The organism is Sessilibacter corallicola, assembly GCF_021290925.1.
Taxonomy (GTDB): domain Bacteria; phylum Pseudomonadota; class Gammaproteobacteria; order Pseudomonadales; family Cellvibrionaceae; genus Sessilibacter; species Sessilibacter corallicola.
The window spans coordinates 18305-40583 of record NZ_JAJSLX010000005.1 but is presented as its reverse complement, the minus strand read 5'-3'; the positions used below and the strand labels follow the sequence as shown (position 1 = coordinate 40583).

The 22279-nt window shown below is 42.4% G+C and carries 17 protein-coding genes; 10 read left to right on the top strand and 7 right to left on the bottom strand.

What is annotated here, in order from left to right; genetic code table 11:
- Window positions 1–45: 45 nt before the first annotated feature.
- The 4 genes from LU361_RS18775 to LU361_RS18760 form a co-directional block, all read right to left on the bottom strand.
- Window positions 46–2232, bottom strand: coding sequence for a S8/S53 family peptidase (locus LU361_RS18775; protein ID WP_233090700.1), 2187 nt, complete (start codon window positions 2230–2232; stop codon window positions 46–48).
- Between the two features lie 383 nt (window positions 2233–2615).
- Window positions 2616–3167 (bottom strand): S8/S53 family peptidase, encoded by a 552-nt coding sequence (locus LU361_RS18770; RefSeq protein ID WP_233090699.1) that lies wholly within the window; start codon window positions 3165–3167, stop codon window positions 2616–2618.
- Complete coding sequence (locus LU361_RS18765; protein WP_233090698.1) at window positions 3143–4747, bottom strand: S8/S53 family peptidase; 1605 nt, start codon at window positions 4745–4747, stop codon at window positions 3143–3145. Before LU361_RS18765 ends, LU361_RS18770 begins: the two co-directional genes overlap by 25 nt.
- 490 nt (window positions 4748–5237) lie before the next feature.
- A complete protein-coding gene (locus LU361_RS18760; RefSeq protein WP_233090697.1) occupies window positions 5238–6254 on the bottom strand; it encodes a heme-binding protein in 1017 nt (338 codons plus the stop codon).
- 544 nt (window positions 6255–6798) lie between these two features.
- Here LU361_RS18760 and LU361_RS18755 point away from each other — a divergent pair.
- Complete coding sequence (locus tag LU361_RS18755; RefSeq protein ID WP_233090696.1) at window positions 6799–7875, top strand: acyltransferase family protein; 1077 nt, start codon at window positions 6799–6801, stop codon at window positions 7873–7875.
- 61 nt (window positions 7876–7936) lie between these two features.
- On the opposite strand, the gene LU361_RS18750 is transcribed toward LU361_RS18755, so the two are convergent.
- Window positions 7937–8419: an Hsp20 family protein gene (locus LU361_RS18750; RefSeq protein WP_233090695.1), complete on the bottom strand. Its 483-nt coding sequence runs from the start codon at window positions 8417–8419 to the stop codon at window positions 7937–7939.
- A 528-nt stretch (window positions 8420–8947) separates the two neighbouring features.
- Window positions 8948–9433 carry an MOSC domain-containing protein gene (locus LU361_RS18745; RefSeq protein WP_233090694.1) on the bottom strand — a complete coding sequence of 162 codons (486 nt, stop codon included), beginning with the start codon at window positions 9431–9433 and terminating at the stop codon, window positions 8948–8950.
- A gap of 955 nt (window positions 9434–10388) precedes the next feature.
- On the opposite strand from LU361_RS18745, the gene LU361_RS18740 reads away from it, so the two are divergent.
- From LU361_RS18740 to LU361_RS18715, 6 genes are read left to right on the top strand one after another with little or no spacing between them, the layout of a single operon-like run.
- The gene (locus tag LU361_RS18740) at window positions 10389–11054 is read left to right on the top strand and encodes an iron-containing redox enzyme family protein (RefSeq protein WP_233090693.1); all 666 of its coding nucleotides are present in this window, start codon (window positions 10389–10391) and stop codon (window positions 11052–11054) included.
- Window positions 11055–11069: 15 nt separating this feature from the next.
- Complete coding sequence (locus tag LU361_RS18735) at window positions 11070–11747, top strand: N-acyl amino acid synthase FeeM domain-containing protein (RefSeq protein WP_233090692.1); 678 nt, start codon at window positions 11070–11072, stop codon at window positions 11745–11747.
- A gap of 31 nt (window positions 11748–11778) precedes the next feature.
- Window positions 11779–12462, top strand: a complete 684-nt coding sequence (locus LU361_RS18730; protein ID WP_233090691.1) for a hypothetical protein — start codon at window positions 11779–11781, stop codon at window positions 12460–12462.
- Window positions 12456–13523 carry a DUF2817 domain-containing protein gene (locus LU361_RS18725; RefSeq protein ID WP_286206530.1) on the top strand — a complete coding sequence of 356 codons (1068 nt, stop codon included), beginning with the start codon at window positions 12456–12458 and terminating at the stop codon, window positions 13521–13523. The genes LU361_RS18730 and LU361_RS18725 overlap by 7 nt, the downstream gene beginning before the upstream one ends.
- 7 nt (window positions 13524–13530) lie before the next feature.
- Window positions 13531–14487 (top strand): serine/threonine dehydratase, encoded by a 957-nt coding sequence (locus LU361_RS18720; RefSeq protein WP_233090689.1) that lies wholly within the window; start codon window positions 13531–13533, stop codon window positions 14485–14487.
- Entirely contained in the window at window positions 14477–15388 is a 912-nt protein-coding gene (locus LU361_RS18715; protein ID WP_233090688.1) for a DMT family transporter, read from the top strand. Before LU361_RS18720 ends, LU361_RS18715 begins: the two co-directional genes overlap by 11 nt.
- Window positions 15389–15474: 86 nt before the next feature.
- Here LU361_RS18715 and LU361_RS18710 read toward each other — a convergent pair whose 3' ends face one another.
- Window positions 15475–16281 (bottom strand): SIMPL domain-containing protein, encoded by an 807-nt coding sequence (locus tag LU361_RS18710; RefSeq protein WP_233090687.1) that lies wholly within the window; start codon window positions 16279–16281, stop codon window positions 15475–15477.
- Window positions 16282–16493: 212 nt separating this feature from the next.
- Between LU361_RS18710 and imuA the strand changes: the two genes are divergently transcribed.
- The 3 genes from imuA to LU361_RS18695 are packed head-to-tail and all read left to right on the top strand — an operon-like array spanning window position 16494 to window position 22227.
- Window positions 16494–17294 carry a translesion DNA synthesis-associated protein ImuA gene (gene imuA, locus LU361_RS18705; protein WP_233090686.1) on the top strand — a complete coding sequence of 267 codons (801 nt, stop codon included), beginning with the start codon at window positions 16494–16496 and terminating at the stop codon, window positions 17292–17294.
- Window positions 17294–19108: a Y-family DNA polymerase gene (locus LU361_RS18700; RefSeq protein ID WP_233090685.1), complete on the top strand. Its 1815-nt coding sequence runs from the start codon at window positions 17294–17296 to the stop codon at window positions 19106–19108. The genes imuA and LU361_RS18700 overlap by 1 nt, the downstream gene beginning before the upstream one ends.
- A complete protein-coding gene (locus tag LU361_RS18695) occupies window positions 19108–22227 on the top strand; it encodes an error-prone DNA polymerase (RefSeq protein ID WP_350338029.1) in 3120 nt (1039 codons plus the stop codon). Before LU361_RS18700 ends, LU361_RS18695 begins: the two co-directional genes overlap by 1 nt.
- Window positions 22228–22279 lie beyond the last annotated feature (52 nt).

The following is a 22279-nucleotide window of genomic DNA, read 5'->3' as shown; positions in this document are numbered from 1 at the left end:
CGCCGGTTTTTATCAATCTAAAATTCGCTTTCTAGTAATTCAACGTTAATCGAATTTTCTAAAATAGGGAAAATAGTAATAATGCTGTTTTTTCTTAATGGCTTTTACCGCCGCTGGACCATCGACAAATCCAAAGCCCGAATCAAAATCAAATCCTAGTGGACCGATTTCTTCAAACGTGCTGGATGTTACACCGCTACCAAAAGAAGCGATGTTCATGTCTTTTGCGGTTACACGCATTGCGTGATAAATCGCTTGAGTCTCTGGACGATTACACGCGCCGTATAAGAAACCGCGAGCCAAACGAGCGTCGACTCTGTCTTCGCGAACACGAACGGTACGACCAAATTTACGACCGCCGAAGTAATTTGGACGACACATAGTGTAGGTTGTTTCGCCACGCTGGTTGGTTCCTAAAACTGGCGAAGCCGTTGCTTGTATCATTTGCAATGCCACAGACGCCGCGTTCGGAGCCGCCGCAGAGGTACCGAAGAAATTCGGGAATTCCTCTTCTTCATTGGTTGCGAAAACACCGTCGCTGTCGTCGTCATCGAAGAAAGTATCGAAAAAGAAGAACGACGTGTTGCCACCATCCGATGCTGTTACACCCGGCTTTAAACGAACTTCAGGTGCCGGTAAGCGATTGCCTTCTAAGTCAAACAGAATGGGCGTACCGCCGGCCGATGAAAAGCTGTTTAAACAAGCAGGGACACATTCTTCTTCACCAGCTTCTGCGCGCGCCGATTCAGTATTCGCATCACCGATAAATGCTTCGTTAAAGAAAAATGCCGAAGCACCAACACCTTCAGAACCGGCAGCGTTGTTGTGGCCATAAGCGGTTGAAGCATTAATAGGGTATTCGGAGTCAGAAACACCGCCTTCGTAAATCACATACTTTACGAACCCAGGCGCTTCACCGGTTTCGGTTAAGAAACCCAATTGCACGGTAGAGCCGCCCACGGAATCCACTAACGACACAACTTCAATCGCATCGCCACCATTACCACCGTCAACAAAACCGCCGCCATCATCCAATAAGAATTGACACAATGGTGGAAATTCGCCGTTATTTTCTGCTTGGAATTCCAAACAATTTGGCACACGAACTCCGTTTTCATCAAACATGATCACGTCAACGTCGTTGGTTGCACCAGCGCCACCGGCAGAAAAATTAGGGCTGTCCCACTGAAAACTTAAACTGGTTTGGTTAGCACCGTTTAATGTGATGGTTTTTAATAAGTCGACGCCTTCGCCTTCATCGAAATCGTGCCAAATACCTTCGACAGAATCGATGGTCGCTTCTACTGCACGATAGTTGCTCTCAAACGAATCGCGTCCATAGTTGCTGCTGGAAGAATAATAAGGAATACCGAGACGAGAAACTTCATCGGCGGCCTGTGCGATGATGCCGTCTTGGAACATAGGTTCGGCAAAATAAATAACATCATCGACAATAACGTCAGCACCGGCACGTGCTAACTCAACGATGCCTTCGGCAAAACTCGCTTGGCCATTAAAGGCAGAGTGGAAAAGAATATTTACGCCGGGAACATTATCGACAATCAACTGAGCCATAGCTCGACCTTCGTCGGTACATCCGGTCGGATCGGCAATGGGTTCTAAATTTTCATAGGTGGCAGGAATATCGCCATTGGCAACATCCTCTTCCGGCGTTGCGTAACGATCACCGGCAAGTGTGCCCGGATCACAATCAAAACTGTCGGATAAAACACCGACGGTAAAACCACTGCCGTCCAAACCCAATACGGTATTATTGATATCAGCACCAATCGCACGCGTACCTTGTTGCGTGACAACACCGGCATTGGTTGCCATCGTTACCGGTCTTGCGAAAGCCATTGTTTCGCTCAACGCCATATCCGTTAATTTTGCCGCAGGCACGCTGGCTGAAACCATACGCCCGTAGCTGGAAATATTTTTTGCACCGAGAGACTCAAGCATTGCAACTAATTTATCAGCACCATCGGCTGCGACGGCATCAATCAAGACATAACCGTCGCTCGATACATTCGCCAATTTAATAGGATTAGCATCTGATCCCATCATGCCAATTTCAGCACCGCTTTTTTCCGATGCGTTTTTCGATACTTGCATTAACGCGCTGCCGATTTTTTTAACCTGCAACGCTTGTGTTAATTCATCCGCAACAGCACCGTTTGTGGCCAACACTAACGCAGCAGCGCTAACTGTCATTGCCAATAATTTTCTCATGAATCCAATTCCTCGATCATAAAGTGAACCAATATTTTAAGTATTCACTGTTAAGTTCCAACCGAGAAAAATACGAAAATAATTTTTTTAATCGTTTTTGCGGCAACCATCAAAGAATTTCTATTTTTTATTTATAGACAATAATAAAAATTGTTTAATTAAGATAAATTGTACGTTTTTATAAAAATAAAAATTAATACTTTAGTTACCACAAAACACATAAAAGCATTAAAACGAAATTCACTCCAAATTTTTATTTATTAAAACCGCCTTCACTCAAACATTATCAGCATAGGTTATTTCAAACGGTAATTTTACTGTCATATTAATCAAAACAAAAAAGCCGATGAATCTCTTCACCGGCTTTTTATCATTTTTACTATTTATTGATCTAATCGATTTCGCAACACTCTTACTGCAGCACGAGCATTGACGAAGCCAAATCCAGAATCAAAATCGAATCCAGAAGGTCCTACTTCATCAAAGATCTGAACTGTTGCCCCGTTACTCACTGATGCTCGAACAGTCATATCGCGAGCGGTATCACGCATAACGTCATAAATCATTTCCGGGCTCGGTCTATCACAGCTACCCAAAGTAAATCCGCGATTTAATCTGCGCACAATTCGGCCCTGCCCTCTTCTGATATTCACACTTCTACCGTCGGGACGACACATGCGAAAACGCAATCGATTTTCTCGATCTCGGAATCGAATTGGATTAGAAACCGACTGTAACATTTGCACTGCGACTGCGGCTGCGTTCGGTGCGGCGGCTGAGGTACCAAAGAAATTGGGGAACTCTCCTCGTTCACGTCGTCGGAACGCACCGTCTCCGTCATCGTCATCGCGGGCTAAGTCAAATGAGAAGAAACTGGTATTAACGCCGTCGGCAGCGGTAACCCCAGGTTTCAAACGCACCTCGGCGGATGGCAAACGGTTACCGTTGACATCAAATAAAATTGGCGTGCCACCAGCGAAGAAAAATCGTTTAAACACGCTGGAACACATTCTTGTTCACCGGCGTTTGCACGCACCTGTTGAACCCTTGAATTACCTATGAACGAACGATTAAAGAAAAATGCCGACGCGGCAACACTTTCGCCTCCGGCTGCATTGCTGTGACCATAACTGGTGGATGCATTCAGTGGATATTCTGACGCCGCAATATTTCCCGCCACGACAACGTATTTAACAAACTCTGGCGCATCCCCTGTTTCTGTTAAAAATGCTAACTGAACGGTAGCGCCACCGGTAGTATCTAATATCGACAGCACTTCAATGGCATCACCGCCATTGCCACCATCCGTTTGTCTAACAACACAGATTTCTGGACCAGAGCCTCCCGGTCCAGCGCTTGGACAATTTGGTATTACTTCGGATGCATCGGCGTTAAACACCATAATATCCACATCGTTTTGGGCCCCCAGACCACCGGCAGATAAGTTAGGGCTGTCCCACTGGAAAGAGAATGTGGTCTGCTCAATTCCACCGCCAACATCAACGCCGTCGACAATAAGTCCCTGAACAAGATCGACACCGGTACCTGGATCAAAGTCGGCCAGCGTGCCGATACCTGTGTTTACTGGGTGGTATTCAGTTTCATAGGAAGCTCGCCCCATATTTCCGGCCGCCGAATAGTAAGGCACACCGATACTTGCAACTTGATCTACCGCTTGCGCAATAATACCGTCTTGAAACATAGGCTCAGCAAAATACAACACATCATCGACAATGACATCAGCGCCTTGTCGAGCCAACTCAACAATACCGTTGGCGAAATCAGACTGACCATTAAAAGCGGTATGGAATATAAAATTAACACCAGGTACGGCGTCATAAATAATTTGGGCCATTGCCCGTCCTTCATCCGTACAAATCGCTCGATCATCGAGATCGTCACGGATAATAGTGCCACTGGGAAGGTCGTTATTTTCAACGTCTTGTGCGGGCGTTGTATAACGATCGCGATTCGACGTTCGCCCTGGATCGCAAGCGTAGCTGTCGGATAAGATGCCTACGGTAAACCCTTCTCCGTCTAAGCCGCGCTGACGCCGATTAAATTGGGTTCGAATAGAGCGATCGCCTCTTTGTCTAACCAAACCCGCATTCGTAGTCATCAACGCAGGTTTGGCAAACGCCATTGTGTCACTCAGTGCCATATCCGTTAATTTATTTGCGGGCACTTGGGCAGACACCGTTTTACCATAGCTGGAAATCTGCTTCGCTCCTACTGACTCCAGCATGGCAATCAATTCTTTTGCTTCTCCCGAAGCGACAGCATCAACGAGAACATAACCATCATTGGTTACTTCGGCGAGCTTAATAGAATGATTCATCATCCCAACGTCTTTGGTCATAGCGCCTGTTGTTTTTCGAGCATTTTCCGAAACGTGCATTAAGGCGCCGCCTAATTTTTTCATATGCTCTTGAGTAACTGATGCATCTGCCATGACGCCATGAGTAGGCAACATTAACGCGGCAACACTGACCGTTGCAGCCAATATTTTTTTCATTAACTGTATTCCTTAGGGTTTGGTAAAAATATTTTTTGGATAAATACTGACTAAACCAGAACTAAAGACGGATCATTAACGCATAAAAATTATTATTGATTTATTGGGGAATGACTTACCTGATAAAAACACTTGGTAAAAACAAGCCATTTTTTGATATTTGTTAAATTCAAGAATTTATGAGAGTTCGTAAACTCGCAAATCCAAAAAACCATATATAGGATTCTGCGATCGATACAAATTAACCACGCTCTGAATTTAACGCATCAATTAAAAAGAAATCACCAAAACTACAGCAACAAAATAATATTAACTATTGTAATTAATATTATTTAATAAACGAAATTTTCATAGCTTTTGTTTTTCTTATTTTTTATCTTTAAATCCGCACATCAATATAAACGCTTATCAAAATATAAAATTATTTTAACCCCACAAAAACGAGAAAAGCGCCATTGGCGCTTTTCGTTGGTGGCATTTACAGAAAACACTAAAAGACTTTTTCCAGCGTATTAATACTGACATGTGGCCAGCGAATCAAACCTGGAGTGCCGTCGAAACGTGGGAAAAAATCCAGGAAAATAGTCTGCGTATATTGCAAACGTAATTTGGGATTACCGCGTCTGTCTTTTTCTTTTAACTCTTGAATCCAGAAAATCGATTCCATAGCGCTGGCATCTGCCTGTCGCTCAATAAATGGAATATTATTGATGCCACCAGGTTGCACTTCGGTATCGACGTGCAATTCCGTTGTACGTTCAATTTCCACACCTTGGTTGGCCAACGCTAATAAATCGTTGGGCGACACCGGATTAAAACCTGGGAACCCCGGCACATCTACCGTTCCAACAAAAGGATTGTCGGCAAAATGTTTATAAGGCGACAAATAAGGATGGTTAATGTCTTGTACAGCACCGATTGGCAAGCCGTTAACTTCGGGAATATTCGGGCCACCAGCTACAGGATCAGAACCAACACCCATCGCTAATACCGAGTTACCGTGAGGAATGTTGGCAAGGCGCGCGACGTTGAGTCGGCTAGTCACTTCATTTTCCATATGCAACCAAAGCCCAGGTTCGTGGTGAATCGCTAAACCTGGGTCACCTGCTAAGCCGTCGCTGGGCGGATTATCTATGGCAGAAACTTGTTGAATGGTTTGCTGATAATCAAGCGCGACAAGGGTTTGGTCGGATTCAGCCGCTCCCGTATTTGTGAAACTGATACCACGATTAGGCACGGCGTCATCGACAAATGAAAAATCCAATTCTTCATCGTATTGATTCAGCAACAATCGGTAATTAATGGCACGCCCACCCGGCCCTGGTGTGGTTGGAAAAGGCAATGCAATCATATTCCACCCTTGACCCACGCCTTTCCATCTGCCCGGTAACAGTTGCAGTGGACCGAGATCCAGCTCTTTGGCTCGCTCTAGATCTTCAATTTTTTCTTTGATGTCTTTAATAAATTTTCTGAATTTCTTTTTTCGGTTAGGTTGATTTGAACTCATGATTTTCTCCTTATTTTTAGGGCCGGTTATTGACCATCACATCCATGCTTGTGAAAACGACAAGTTGCTTTTAAATTTTTAATTTAAATCAAATGACTTTTTATCGACATATAATTGTCACACGACATTAATAAAAACACTGAGACATTGCCAAACGGAAACACTGTTAAATACCTCTTAGGCAATATTTTATCGGTGATTTTTAATTTAATAATGATGAGCCTGGATTGATACATCCTGTGGTGATCAAGAGAAATGCTATAACAGAGTCAAGAATTCACATAATACTGTTTATCTATAGTTTTTAAGTTTTTTTATGAGCATAAAAAGAATATCAATAAACATTTATTTCTTTAAATATCTGTCACCGCGTTAAATCGTCATTTATCTGAATAAAAGGTGCACAGCCACACTTTTGAACTATTCTCTTTCTTATTCTCATTCACCAATAACTTTGAACAATTCTGATTACCAATGTTAATATCAAACACCCATGGCTATGCCAGGGATATAGGGACGCATAACTGACACAGATGAGAACGCTATGGAATCTAAGCCGTTAGACAGCACCACCTCGCTGCAAATTAAGTACTGCCGCATACTGTGTATCTTCTTTATGTGTATGGTTCATGTACCGCCGGGTCTGGACCTTATCGACAATCCGCCGCTGTACCTTGATGCCATTGAAACCGTGATTGGCGATGTGTTTGGTAGAGCCAGTGTCGCGGCGCTGAGTTTTATCAGTGGTTTTTTGATTGTCTATAACTTTATCGCCAACGATTGGCTAACAACCATTCGCAAGCGTTTTGTCGCACTGGTAGTACCTATGGCCTTTTGGAATCTTGCGATCATTGTGGTCGGCTTGATGATTCTTAAGGTTACCGGTGCTAGCACATCGGTGGTGGAAAAACTGGAAGGACTTAAACTGTATGAGATTGTGCTGTTTCGAATCTTTACAATCGATTATGGTGGCGCTACCGAGAGCTTGAATTTCTTGCGCGACATATTTATGTGCGTTGTGCTTTCGCCTGTGATTATCTGGCTAGCGAAACGTCTGTCTTGGTTGTTAATTCCAGCTTTATTGATCGTTGATTCTTTTATCAGTTTTCAACCGTTGGTAATGCGAGGAATGATTCTCGTGTTTTTCAGTTTTGGCGTTGTTTATAGCTTAAAATTCGATTCGCTGTCTCAAGTCAACAAACTGAAAATCCCAGCTTTAATCGGTTCACTGATTGTGATTGCTTTAGAGTTCGCCTTCAAATACACCGAGCTATCCTCGTCTCAGTTGTATTTCTATGAAATATTCAAACGCGTGAGCATTGGCACCTTGGCAATCTTATGCGCTTACTTTTTAGCAAATACGGTTAAATCAGGTTTTATTCACTCCGTTGATCGCAGCACCTACTTTTTATTTTTAGCTCACAATGTGTTCTTTTTAGTGTGCTGGGGAGCATGGCAATTGCTGTTTTCCCAATCCATAGAATTTCCTTATGTGTTCTTCTATTTATCACTGACTGTAGCTTGGTTTGTGATCGGGTTTTATCTTCGCACTATTCTCAATTTCTTCCCAAGGCCGATTCAGCAATTAGTGACTGGCAAGGCTTATCGGAATCGCTCATAAAATTCCAATAAAAAACCCGGCAATAACGCCGGGTTTTTTCTATGCATTTAAACCATTAAATTTATGCAACTTGGTTAACACCTTGATTGGCACTTTCTTGCTGATTCACATTCAACGCAGGCTTTCCTGTATTGATGGCAATGGTTTTAGGCTTTAACGCCTCTGGAATTTCTCGCACCAAACTGATACTGAGCAAGCCGTTATCCAGTCCCGCATCAACAACCTCTATGTATTCCGCAAGATTAAATTTACGTTCAAAAGAACGGTTGGCGATACCGCGATGTAAATATTGACGTTCCTGCGCCGATACTTTTTTACCGCGTACGGTTAATACTCCTTTTTCAACGTTAATGTCTAGCTCGTTTTGGCTAAAGCCAGCCACGGATAAAGTAATGGCGTATTTGTTTTCACCCAACACCTCAATATTGTAAGGTGGATAGCTGGCATTGGCAGATTCTGTTCTTAATGAACTATTAAGCAATGATGACAAATGATCGAAACCAATGCTGTTGCGATAAAGTGGGGTTAAGTCGATAGATTTCATAACATATTCTCCTTGAGAAGCAATACGATTTAAAAATGGAAAACTCTCTTTGAGACATTTTCCGCTTGAGGAAATTTAGATTAAGATTTTTCTTACACTTATTAATATTGGGCGAGCAAATTTAATTTCAAGATTATTTTTTAAATTATTTTAAAATTTCTTTTTTTAGAAATCTTTGTAGATAAAGATCAAAAATTAAGAACGCAGAAATCCAGCCCTCAAAAAACCAAGAGGGAAACAGTTAAAATCAGATAAATAAAAATCCTGAAAAACAACAAACCATTTAATGAAAAGCATTAAACACAGTTGCTGTTAAATAGACACACCAATCCATACCGAAATAACCAAAACGCATTAATCAATCGGTATTTTTATCAATGTTTAAAAATAAAAAACCGCAGCCATGGTGGCTACGGTTTTAGAGATGGGGTCGTAGCTTTTCTATTTCAAGCGCTACTCTAAAATTTTTTCGTTAACTCTAGTTTCTGCTAGGAACTACAAATAGAAACTATAACTAGAAACCAAGACTTAACCAACAACCTTAACTTCAACACTGTCGCCAATTTTGATGCTGCCATCGGTTAGCACGGTGCAGCACACGCCGCCACGCCAATCGGGCTTCAGAGCCTCTTGCAAGCCGTCGCACTGCTCGTCCATTCGAAAGCACGGATCGGTTTCTTTGTTGATCTTTAATACCAAATCACCAATATGGATTTCTTTGCCCACATCGGCTTCGCTGAAATCAAAGCCCTCGATCAACAAGTTGGCGCGTCTTACCGTCCAGGGCAAAGGCTCATCACTGACCTCAGCGCAGGCGAGATGCCAGTCGTGCTGACTCAATACCGATACCTGACGAGAACTCGGCTTGCCTCGGGAATCGTTTTCAACGCCCGATTCGGTGGTCACAAGAGCAGTACCTAAGGTTTCCATCGGTGCACGGCGTTGTTCACGGCGAGCAATTCCTAACAAGGTTCCCGCCTTGACGGATTCACCGGTATTTTGCTGATCTGACATGTTGGCCTCCACTGACACTGCTAAATAGTTCAGAATGTTGAAGAGTAATTATGCCACCTTTATTACAAAACAATCTATTCATTATGCAATAAAATACACTCCAGATTAGCATCGAGCGGCAACGGTGGTAGAGAGCATTCCCTCCTCAACGGTTTGGGCTCGAATTGCTCAATCACGTTATTTAATCAATTTACTTAATCAATATTAATAGAATCTAACAGCAAGATAATTTTAATAAATACATTGATCGCATTGCATGTAATTCCTACAAAAATGATTAAATATTAATTGTATCACTAACGACAATGGATTTTATTTAATATTAATTTTATAAAAGTTACCGACAAAATTTATTCATTAAATTCATAACTTGATTATCCATTTGACAAAAACACTGTTTTTAAGAAAACACCACAACAATAAACCGGGCATTAATTTTCAGTTTAAAAACACAAACCTTTACCAACAAATGATCTGTTATGGGGCTTTATTCACTGACTAAAATTAAGCGCGCCCCACAATTAAACCCAACCAACACCAAATTGGTGCACCAATAAATACAACCAAGCCACCCACAATATAAAAAGTAAAGTTCACTTACCAAAAACCAAATTAACTTACCTGTTAATTTTGGTAGTTAAATAAAATAATTTTCTACCTATTATTTATTGAAATTTTTATCACCTCAACAATTACTCAGAGCAACACCAACCAAATTAAAATCTAGAATCAAATATTAAGAAAATGAAATTTTATAAAAATCAATTTTAACCAGTGACTACTTTAACCAGTGGCCGTAATCGGCTGTTAAGAATCGTATTTACGACACTCACATGTCTGTTAACGACAACTCTAATTGATAAAAATATCATTTCAAAAAATATCAGAGTTCGCACTGAGTTATTTTGACGTTATTTTTTTTGCTTTTTTAAATGTACTCTTGAAAGGAACAATAATGGAGAATGATACAAAACTGTACACCATCGACGATGTTAAAATAGCGGTCGACAAAAGTATTGATGAATTCACAAAAAATAAAGTTTTCTCAGCATTAGAAGCAGGAACCTGGGGCGTAAAAGATTACCAATCGTTATTGTTAACTCTATTCTATCAAGTTTATCAAGGAACCATGTCTTTTGCTGCGGCAGCATCTAATTGCCCTTCACGATTTGTATTGTTAAGAGAATATTTAGTGCATCACGCCGCCGAAGAGATGGACCATTACCATTGGATAATAGACGATTTAAAATCGACAGGATATGAAGGCCCAGAGCCCAAAGACTTACTCCCATCGACCGAGGCATTAGCGTACGTTTCTTTTAACGTAAACAACGCCTTGCATAATCCTCACGCCAGAATAGCAAGCTCTCTTATTCTTGAAGGTCTTGGGCAAAAATACGGCGGTTGGTTTGGCAATATGGTTATCGAAAAAACCGAACTGACAAAAGATAATTTATCGTTCTTTTTATCTCATGGCGAGACCGACAAAGAGCATATTGTCGAACTGTGGGAGGTAGTCTCTAAATGTGAAATGACCAGCGATGAATGGAAATGGATGGCGCACTCAGCCAAAGTTGCCGGTACCTTTTATAAAGGAATGTGGGATAGCTCCGTAAGTTAAAAAGAGGTTCGTCTTATGACAGCTTCACTTAAAGAAAAAGTCGATGAACAAGAATATGAAGCAACTCATTTTTCAGTTCAGCTTATTGATCGCAATGATTACGATCGCCTAAATCGGGTCGGCCAGTTATGGCAGCAAGTCTACGATCATGAACGGGGATTAATTGAATGCCAGGGTAATAAAGACGATTTAATCGATGAATTTCATGCTTCATCTGATTATATTTGTGCTTCTGATGTTAATTATCCCAATGAAATTGTAGCGACTGTACGGGTTGTAAAAGACTCCTGCAATGGCTTACCCATAGAAAAGTTTTTTCCGTTAACAGCTATAAAAAGTGACGCCAATCTGATCGAGCCTCACCGCTTAATTGTATTACCAGAATACAGAAAAATCCGATACCCCGGCGCACCTTATGGCTTGTTTGGCTTGCTGTTTAAGTTTGTTGTACAGCATTACATGATATTCGACGGAAAATCTTTGATTATCGATGCGTTCACAGACACGAAAGAGAGTCCGGTGAGCGCTTTCAGAGGAATGGGCGCTTCTGAATTTGGTATTCCGTTTATGGATACAGAACTGCAAAGCGCCACCAAAAGTATTGCTATGTATTGTTCTATTCGAGATGTATTAAAAGCGTCTTTAAATCATCGCGGAAACAAATTCGCACAATACCTACTTAATAAACAATAACTTAGAAATCCGATTAAAATTTGAGGTTGTTATGGAATTATACGAAAAAATTGTTGAAGAAAATGGGCAAGAATTATTGGATATGATTCTTACCGTGTATGTAAACTTTTATTTCTCTGAGTTAGAAATCATTGATTTATGCGCAAAATGGATACCGAAAAGAACCAACTTAACTGAAAAGTTTTATCTTGTTCATCACGCAAGCGACGAAGTTTCTCATTCAAAAATGTTTAAAGATGGTGTTAAGCATTTAGGAATGAAATGGGATGACTCCCTCATCGAAAAATATCGACTCAAAGACATCGATAACCGTTTTGATAAATTATTAACGTCCGACGACGAACTCGAAGTATTAATTGGTTTGAATGTCTACGCTGAAGGCGTTTTAGCAATGGAAGAACTCGCTGAAATGGCCGAAACCAAGCCGGAGTACTTCCCGTCTTTTGCCAGAATTGCCTCGGAAGAAAAGGCCCACTTAGCATTCGGGAAAAAAGTACTGCAACGTATGATCGACGAAGATGAAACCGTAAGAGAAAAAGCGCAAGTTCACGTTGACTGGTACAAAGAACACATCAAACCGTATTTGTGGACCGAAATTTCCGATGTTATTGATGACGGCATTAAACATGGTGTGTTGTACCCCGATTTTCGTGAACGCGCTGTGCAACGTTTTGAAGATGAAATGTCGTCATTGGGGCTAGCAGTCAATTGGTAAATCAACAAACTCTTCGCATTACACCACCACAGTCTTATGAGTCCGCCCGAGCGGACTTTATAAAAATGTGTGACTCACCCCAATACCACCATACATTTTATGAGCACCCACTTGTTGGAATGAGTGGTGAAACACTTGGCATTGATGTCGCTATAACATCGAATAAAAATGCGCAAAATTTGGTAATTATTATATCGGGCACACATGGGGTAGAAGGTTATTTAGGCTCAATGGTTCAAACTCAGTTACTTGAGCGTTACCGTCAATGTGATTTGAGTAACACCAACATTATGTGCGTTCACGCATTAAATCCTTATGGATTTTCCTTTGGTATGAGAGTCAATGAAGACAATGTTGATGTTAATCGCAACTTCACAGATTTTAATGGTGATCTACCCATAAACCGAAACTACCAACGCGTGCATGATATTTTGTATCACGCAGATGACGAACATATTGATATCGACCGTAATCTCAAGCATTTTTTCACCTCACCTCAATTGGCTGAAAATATTCATGCGCTAACTCTAGGTCAACACACTTGTGATGATGGATTATTTTTTGGCGGAAAAGCATCGTCTTGGAGTAGGTCGGTATTAGAAAAAATCATTACGTCACATACCGCCTCGGTTGATAAAACCGTCGTTGTTGATATTCATACGGGCTTGGGAAAATACGGCTATGGTCAACCTATGTCTTTCTCACCGGCAAACTCCATTGATTTACTGCGGACCAAAACAATATTTGGGCCTTCTTTAGGCGCACCAAAAGAATCCCAACAGATTTCTTCCGATATTGATGGCAATCTCTACGATGGTATAGCACGTTGCTACCAAGGCACAGAACTCACCTCTATTGCCTTGGAATTTGGAACCTACACAGAAAGCGTAATATTAAAGGAACTCTTAACAGAGAGCGTGCTGAGGAATAAATCAGGCTCTCCTACGGATTATTCGCCGCTACGCGATTGTTTTTTTATTCAACGCGATGATTGGTTGGAAATGGCACTTTTTAGAAGTCAACAGGTGATCTCTCAAGCGATTACTTATTTAGAAGGTTAAACACTTGATGAATCTGATCGATAGCAATTCCGTTCACAACGACATTACGGCCTGTTTTAATTCCATCAGTCCATTGATAAGAAAAACACCTCTGTTCAAATTACCCCGTAACGAATTTAATTTAGATTGCGAGCTTTATTTGAAACTGGAGAACTTTCAACACACGGGTTCTTATAAACCCAGAGGTATTTTCAACAAATTTCTGACCGAACAATTACCAACAGGTACAAAAATCGTTGCCGCCTCTGGAGGCAATCATGGTATTGCTGTGTCTTATGCGGCCCGAGCACTTGACTTGACCGCTGAAATTTTTGTTCCTGAAGTTACGTCTAACAAGAAGATAACACTGCTGGAGCAATACGGCGCTAATGTTAATATTATCGGAAAGGTCTATGGCGACGCCTTAGAGGCAAGTTATCAGTATTCACAAGAAAATAACTTACTCAATTTGCATGCATTTGATGACCCTATGTTAATTTTGGGGCAAGGCACTATTGGCTTAGAAATTGATGCAGATTTACAATCAGAACCCGACGCAGTATTAGCGGCATCAGGCGGTGGCAGCTTATTATCGGGGTTAGCTGCCTGGTACCAAAACAGCAACACACGGGTTTACGGTGCAGAGCCATTTACTGCCAATGCGGTTTCTGAGGCGTTAAAATTCGGCGAGCCGGTCGATGTATCGGTTTCGGGTGTTGCCGCCGACGCTCTTGGCGCACGACAAATGGGCAAGTGCAATTTCCCAATCATTCAAAAATACGTTGAAAATGTTTTCTTAGTGTCCGACGATGATATTATTAGTACACAAAAACTGTTGTGGGAAAAATTAAGGTTGGTGGTAGAACCGGCTGCTGCGGTAGCACTTACCGCCATTTTGACGAAGAAATACCAATATCGTAAAGACGAAAAAATAGTGATTGTCATTTGTGGTGCAAATACGGATTTAAATTTTTATGAGCAGTAAGCATTTGTCTTTATTATTGATCTTGGCTGCTTTTTGGGGCGGGTCATTTTCTTTTATCCGAATTGCCGCACCTGAATTTGGTCCTATCCCATTGATGACGGTTAGGGTTGTGATTGCATTGGCCGTGCTGTGTATTATATTGCAGTGGCGAGAGGGGTTTTCAGAATTATTTTCGGATTATAAAACATTATCGTTGGTGCTTTTTTCCGGCGTTATTAATCAAGCGATTCCATTTACCTTATTTGCTTACGCAGGATTAGAATTGTCTGCCAGCATAGTTTCTGTGGTAAATTCCGCCACCCCCATTTGGACAGCGATTATCGCCTGGATTTGGTTTAAATCGGCGCTGTCTTGGATGCAACAATTGGGTTTGCTGATCAGCTTTTTCGGAGTTGTAATTATTGGTTCAGAAGGCTTTCTTTCAGGTGAAAGCACCGGCAGCCATATTCTCTCCATTGCTGCTGTATTGGTAGCAACATTATTTTATGGCATCTCGGCAAATTTTATTAAAAAGACCATTTCAAACGTTAGTGCTTTGGGCATTGCCACGGGCAGTATGATTGGTGCCAGTATTTGTTTGATACCTTTATCATTTTATTATTGGCCCAGTGATTCTATTTCCAGCAACGCTTGGTACTCCGCTGTTGTACTGGGAATATTTTGTACGGCACTCGCATACATTATCTTTTTCTCTCTGCTGAAATCGGTTGGTCCGACTAATACGGTGTCGGTGACTTACTTAGTACCGATATTTGGGATCTTCTGGGGCGTTGTCTTCTTAGGTGAGACACTGTCTATTTTTGCAATTGCAGGGTCGATTGCGGTGCTTTTTGGCGTACTGCTGGTGACAAATATTATTTCTCTTAAGAAATTCACCAAAGTAGAAAGTATAAGTGAGTGAGAAAAAGGGAATATTAAAATCAAAACCTGTTCACACGAAAGGTGAACAGGTAACAATCGCCTTTGGGAATTTTCAACTAATCAGAATTATTTAGGCACAACCTTAAATTCAACCGTGATATTGGCGGTGTATTTTACTTCATCAAAAGTCCTTCCTGATGTGAACGAAGATTTCGAACGAGCGCTATCAACGAATGATTCTCTGGAACGTTGAGCTGTCACAACAACCTCTTCTATTTGTGAAGCACCTTGAGTGGCTCTAAACCCTACATTTTGATCGTAAAACGCTACCGGCGTTAACTGAACATTGAGCTGACCTTCATAAAGCTTTTGTTGGTCTTTAATTTTCGCCAATGCTTTCTCTTTCACCTGCTTCATAAAAGCATCTTTACCCGAATGCTTAAATTCCGTCCCCGAAAGACTGACTTCTTCGTATTGATCGGTGATTTGTGCAATGGCCTTCAATTGCGCTTCGGTGGATATCTCAATTGCCATACGATTCACCACCTCAAAACTTGCTGGCTTTTTACCTAACCAACCGTATTGCGGCGAACTTGAGAACTTGGAGTTGTTAATCTTTTCCTCAGATACGCCAGCAGCGAGCATGGTTTTACGAATGCTGTCACGCAATGTGCCATTGGCCTCGATGGATTGTGCTAACTCTTTCTCTTTGGTGGAAACGACCAAACTGACAATGGCGATATCCGAGTAGGCGGTTTCTTCTGCTTGGGCAGAAAGGCTGACTCGGTTTTCTCGCGGATGAAGAAACTCTCGCAATGCCTCTGGCGAGCCTTTGAGCTCGGTTTGCCCGGGTACGATAGATGTCGCCAGGGCGGAACCGTGAATACCCACAGCCAACACCGCCGCTGCTACCACATTAAGCTTATTGATCATCTTCAATGCCTGTCCTTTTTGAATGTATTTCTTTAAAAACAATGACTTATTTCGCCATTGTTTGTTCTTATTAATAAGTTAGACGCAGAATTTTGAAAATCCTTGGCGTATTTACAAATCTTCACACCAGTCGAGGGTATCGAAATCAACACACCACAATTAGATGGCAGTAAACGCTTGACCAAACCCAGAATACTGTATATAAATACAGTATGGATAAGCTACTTGAAACTCTGCCAAGCACCAAAACCCCCAATCCCGTGCTCGCTGATGTACTGAGCCGCAAGGATGTATGGCGTGGGCAACGACTAGATACCGCTGCCCGTGTTATCTCCAGCGGCTACCCGGTGCTTGACCAGATGTTACAAGGCCAAGGATGGCCCATAGCTGAACTGATCGACGTTACTCAACCGGCCAATGGCCACGGCGAGTGGCACTTACTCTCACCCACCCTGGCAAACTTGAGCCAAAAATCCGGTTACATTTTATTGTTCAATCCACCAGCCATGCCTTATGGACCCGGCCTTGAACAACAAGGTATTGATCCCCGTAAAATCCGCGTGATAAAGAGCACTCAACAAGACGTTGCTTTGTCAGCGTTAGTGGATATGCTGCAAGCCCAGTGCTCGCTGGCGGTATTGGCTTGGGAGAACAACTTTCACTGGCGTTATGCGCAATTGCGCAAGCTGCAAATCGCCGCAACTCACGGTGATGCCTTAAGCATTTGTTTTCGCAAAAACACAACTGCGCGCGTGCAATCGCCAGCGCCTTTGCGTTTGCACACACAACTCAAGGCTAAGGGTTTAGAAATCGAACTCCTGAAACAGCGCGGCCAAACCCATCAGCAACAATGCACTCTGGCCCTTCCCAGATTATCCGCACCGGTGCACGTCGAACTCGGCAATAATCTGGATTCAAACACGCAGGTCGTGGGCTCGAATGGTCTCGGTAAAGTTCTGCCGTTTCAGCGTGCAAGTACTCAGTCAGAAAGTACTCGGCAAGGCGGGATCTAATGTTATGGTTGGCCCTACGGTTTCCTCGGTTTGCGCTCGATGTTTTTCATCGCGAATGCAGCTTTGAGGAAAATCACACGCTTGAATTTTCTGCAGAACAATTAAATCAGCAAGCCACGGTTGTGGCTCATAAAGAATTAAACCGAACAAAGGTACTTTACGCCAACGATGTTGCCCTGGCGCACAAAGTGTATCCCGGCATAAATTTAGTAACAGCCCAAGCGTTATTGGAAGCGGAAAAAACCGAACACGAAGATAACAACGCAAACAACAGCGGCCCAATTATTTTGGAACGCGATATTCGATTAGAATGGAAACACCTGCAATGGATTGCCGATTTCTGTTACGACTACACCCCTTACGTAAAGCTGCATAACACACCGCTATTCAATGGCCGAGAACTCAATGAGCATTCTCTTGAACAAACCCAGCAAACACAGTCCGATCAAAAACAGATTCATCAAAACATCATACCGCCACATTCCAGCTGCTCAGAACAAAGTCATTTACAACCCGGTGTTATTTTAGAAATATCCGGTAGCCTTAAATTATTCTCTGGCCTTAAAAATGTTCAAGAGAAGATTATTGCTGAGTTACGTAAAAACCACATCAACGTAAATGCAGGCATCGGCCACACACAAGAAGCTGCCTGGGTGTTATCCAATTATCATTCTACATTAACCGAATCCCACACCGTTGCCGATTACATTCATTCCATGAGCAGCATTAGCACTCAAGCGCTTGATTGCCATCAAGAGATTTTCAAACGGCTGAATAAAATGGGGGTATCAACGTTAGGTGAATTATTTTCAATTCCTACAGCGGAACTCGGTAAACGGTTCGGGAAATATTTTTTGCATTATCTACAGTGCTTAAAAGGCAATACTCGCCAAGCGTTAGTTCGCCCGAAAGAAATTCATCAGTTTAAGAAAAAGATTGATTTGGATTTTCCAGTACAGAACACGCAATTGCTGGAGCACGCCGTAAGTTTGTTGATTTATCAGTTACTCATCTTTTTAAAAAAAGAGCAATTGCAATGTGAAGGCGTGGAATGGACACTGGGCTCGGTTAACGAACATAAAAAGGTGGTCATTCTTTGCCAACCCATTCACTTTGATGGCGAACTTTTAAAAGAACTTACCAAGCTGCATTTTGATCATTTATCGTTATCCTTTGAAGTGAATCATCTGGAATTAAAATTAATTCACTTTTCTAGCCTGAATCACATTAATGACGAAATTTTCTCTCTCGATCAATCTGGTTTAAATCCAGTACTGGTTGCTCGACAATGGCAATTATTACTCACTAAACTGCACAATCGCCTGGGAAAACAAAGTACTCAAGAATTATCACTTCAGCCAGAACATTTGCCTGAGTTGTTAAACACTTGGCAAGTTTCTGATATTCGGCCCAATAAAAAGCAAAGTAATCTGTCATCCGGTAAAAAAAACACTAAGACTTCGAACACTTCCCATTCATTGGCTTTCCAATCATTAGATCTGTTTTCTGGCGATAATCATTCAACCGCTATCAACCAAGATACAATAAATTCGTGTGAAAATGTTACCGCGCCAAAACCCGCTTGGTTATTGCACCCTCCGGTTTCCTTAAAAGCCAATAACGACCAAGAATTATTTTGGCAAGGCAAATTAACCATTTTACTCGGCCCAGAACGTATTCAAGGCCATTGGTGGGATCAGTCTCGGCATCATAATCGCGACTATTTTATTGCCGAACAAGACGACTGTCGCAAAGTTTGGATTTATCATGATCGCGGCCAAGATCAGTGGTTTCTACACGGAGTTTTCAGCTAGTGGCCGCCCTACTCTTTTGCCAGAGTAATTTTTCTTTTTTAACCGGCGCTTCCCATCCTGAAGAATTAGTCACTAGCGCTTTTGAGGCTGGTTATTCTGCACTGGCGATTACCGATGAATGCTCACTGGCTGGCGTAGTAAAAGCGTACGCTCAAACAAAAACCGATGCGATTCAATTATTAATAGGCTCGTTATTTGTTCTGGATACCGGCGTTAGGCTTTTAGCCTACGCACCGAACCGTACCGCCTATGCAGAATTGTCTGGGTTAATTACTCTCGCTCGCCGCCGAAGCGAAAAAGGCGAATACCACATTGAACTGAATGATCTGCAATTTCGCCTGAAAACGTGTTTAATCGTTTGGTTGCCCGACGTTTCCACTATGGATAACTTTTGGCTCGGCAAAAAACTTAAACGTATTTTTAAACATCGACTCTGGCTTGGTATTAACCACAATTACTTGCCCGGCGAACAATTCGCGTTTGACGATTTCCAGCACGTTGGTCTCGATTGTGATATTCCACTTATTGCTTGTGATCATATTTTGATGCACGAGCACGAACAAAAAATTCTGCAAGACACGCTCACAGCCATTCGCTTAAACACTCGCGTGCAAGACATTGGCAACCGGCAATGCATTAATGGCGAAAATTACATAAAAAGCCTCGACGACTTTTATCAGCGTTACAATGCAAATTTAGTTCAAGAAACCGAATACTTTATTTCTCTGTTTCATTTTTCTCTGGATGAACTGAAATACGAATATCCCAAAGAATTGGTACCCGAAGGTTTCACCCCCATTCAGTATCTTCGACAACTGGTCAACATTGGCGAGCAACGCCGCTGGCCCAATGGCACACCAGAACCTGTTCAACCCTTAATTGAACACGAATTAACACTGATTGAAGAATTGCATTATGAGTATTATTTTCTCACCGTTAACGACGTGGTGGTTTTTGCCAAAAGCCAACATATTCTTTGCCAGGGCCGAGGATCAGCGGCTAATTCTGTGGTGTGTTATGTGTTGGGAATTACCGAGGTGTCACCCACTCAAATTAATGTGTTATTTGAGCGATTTATTTCGAAAGAACGCGACGAACCACCGGATATCGATGTAGATTTTGAACATCAACGCCGAGAAGAAGTCATTCAATATGTTTACAACAAATACGGGCGCGAACGCGCTGCACTCACCGCTACCGTAGTTACCTATCGCGCTCGCAGTGCCGTGCGTGATGTGGGTAAAGCGCTTGGTTTTGATGATTCTCTGTTAGATCACCTCAGTAAAAATATCGCTTGGTGGGACCGAACCGAAGATTTAAAAATTCGCTTCTCTGAATACGGCGTGGATGCAAGCGATCATCTCTTACAATATTTTTATCAACTGGTGCACCGTATTATTGGCTTTCCTCGCCACCTTTCTCAACACGTGGGCGGCTTTGTGATTAGCGAAGGCAAAATCAGTGAAATGGTGCCTATCGAAAACGCCAGCATGGAAGGCCGCACTGTTATTCAGTGGGATAAAACCGATATCGAAACCCTCGGTTTATTAAAAGTTGATGTGTTGTCACTCGGCATGCTCACCGCCCTGCACCGCTGTTTAAAGTTGGTGAACAGCTATGACGCTCGTATTAAAGAACTGCAAGACATTCCCAAAGAATGCTCACACACCTACGCCATGTTAAGTCGTGCCGACAGCATTGGTGTTTTTCAGGTGGAATCCCGAGCGCAAATGGCAATGCTGCCTCGCCTTAAGCCAAAATGCTTTTATGATTTAGTGATTGAAATTGCCATTGTTCGCCCAGGCCCCATTCAAGGCGATATGGTTCACCCGTATTTGCGACGGCGCAACGGCGAAGAGCCGGTTTCATATCCGAGTGAGGCCATTCGAAGCGTGTTGGAACCCACCCTTGGTGTACCGATTTTTCAGGAACAAGCCATTCGCATCGCCATGGTTGCCGCAGGTTTCAGTGGTGGCGAGGCCGATCAACTTAGGCGCGCTATGGCTGCCTGGGGAAGAAACGGCAATTTATTGAAATTCAAAGATAAACTCATTAACGGCATGCTGGAGCGTAACTACGACCCAGATTTTGCCGAGCGCATGTTCGAGCAGTTAAAAGGTTTTGGTGGCTATGGATTTCCAGAATCACACTCGGCAAGCTTTGCCAATTTGTGTTATTTCAGTTCTTGGTTTAAATGCCATCATCCAGCAGTGTTTTATATTGCTTTACTCAACAGCCAACCCATGGGGTTTTATTCACCATCACAATTAATTCAAGATGCCAGACGGCATAAGGTTATTGTTTTACCCGTAGACCTATTAAAAAGCGACTGGGAAACCACACTAGAAATAACACCCAAAGACAATAATCACGGCGCAATTCGCTTGGGATTTTCGCGCATTAAAGGTTTTAATGAAGAAAGCGCGGTTAACATTATTGCTGCACGAAAACATTCCTCAAATTTAAAAACCATTGCCCACACAGCCAAACTCGAAAAAACAGAACTGGAATTATTAAGCTCCGCCGATGCCTTAGCCAACATCAGCGGCAACCGCTACCAAGCTCATTGGTACACCAGCGGCATTGAAGACTACAAACCGCTCATCGAAACTGAAAGCAATAATCAGAGCGAAAACAACAATCCATCAGCAAATTCATTCGACAACGATTTTCTGCAACACATTAATCATCAAGGCCCCAGCGAATACGAAAACATCGAACAAGACTACGCCACCACCGGTTTAAGCTTACGCCGCCACCCAATGGCGATACTGCGTGATCAATACCCGTTTAACCGCTGCAAAACCAGCGCCGATTTACACCAAATACACCACGGCGGATTTATTCGTATTGCCGGACTCGTCACCGGCCGCCAACGGCCCGGCTCCGCCAAAGGCGTTTTATTTTTAACGTTAGAAGATGAATTCGGCAATACCAATGTCGTGGTATGGAAAAGCGTACAGGCGCGATACAGAAATTTATTATTGGCGAGCAAACTGTTACTAGTGAATGGCACCGTAGAAACCGACAACAACGTGATTCATGTGATTGCTGGGAAACTGGTGGATTTAAGTGAGAGTTTGATTGGGTTTAATGTGAAGTCGAGGGATTTTCATTAGTGAAAACTGAATAATCTAGTCTGCCTGAGGTAACATATAGGAGCCTCTGATT

What these genes read in the sequence shown, in the direction of transcription:
- LU361_RS18775 (WP_233090700.1), bottom strand. Translation starts at nt 2,232, where the DNA reads ATGAGAAAATTATTGGCAATGACAGTTAGCGCTGCTGCGTTAGTGTTG.
- LU361_RS18765 (WP_233090698.1), bottom strand. Translation starts at nt 4,747, where the DNA reads ATGAAAAAAATATTGGCTGCAACGGTCAGTGTTGCCGCGTTAATGTTG.
- LU361_RS18760 (WP_233090697.1), bottom strand. Translation starts at nt 6,254, where the DNA reads ATGAGTTCAAATCAACCTAACCGAAAAAAGAAATTCAGAAAATTTATT.
- LU361_RS18755 (WP_233090696.1), top strand. Translation starts at nt 6,799, where the DNA reads ATGGAATCTAAGCCGTTAGACAGCACCACCTCGCTGCAAATTAAGTAC.
- LU361_RS18750 (WP_233090695.1), bottom strand. Translation starts at nt 8,419, where the DNA reads ATGAAATCTATCGACTTAACCCCACTTTATCGCAACAGCATTGGTTTC.
- LU361_RS18745 (WP_233090694.1), bottom strand. Translation starts at nt 9,433, where the DNA reads ATGTCAGATCAGCAAAATACCGGTGAATCCGTCAAGGCGGGAACCTTG.
- LU361_RS18740 (WP_233090693.1), top strand. Translation starts at nt 10,389, where the DNA reads ATGGAGAATGATACAAAACTGTACACCATCGACGATGTTAAAATAGCG.
- LU361_RS18735 (WP_233090692.1), top strand. Translation starts at nt 11,070, where the DNA reads ATGACAGCTTCACTTAAAGAAAAAGTCGATGAACAAGAATATGAAGCA.
- LU361_RS18730 (WP_233090691.1), top strand. Translation starts at nt 11,779, where the DNA reads ATGGAATTATACGAAAAAATTGTTGAAGAAAATGGGCAAGAATTATTG.
- LU361_RS18720 (WP_233090689.1), top strand. Translation starts at nt 13,531, where the DNA reads ATGAATCTGATCGATAGCAATTCCGTTCACAACGACATTACGGCCTGT.
- LU361_RS18715 (WP_233090688.1), top strand. Translation starts at nt 14,477, where the DNA reads ATGAGCAGTAAGCATTTGTCTTTATTATTGATCTTGGCTGCTTTTTGG.
- LU361_RS18710 (WP_233090687.1), bottom strand. Translation starts at nt 16,281, where the DNA reads ATGATCAATAAGCTTAATGTGGTAGCAGCGGCGGTGTTGGCTGTGGGT.
- imuA (WP_233090686.1), top strand. Translation starts at nt 16,494, where the DNA reads ATGGATAAGCTACTTGAAACTCTGCCAAGCACCAAAACCCCCAATCCC.
- LU361_RS18700 (WP_233090685.1), top strand. Translation starts at nt 17,294, where the DNA reads ATGTTATGGTTGGCCCTACGGTTTCCTCGGTTTGCGCTCGATGTTTTT.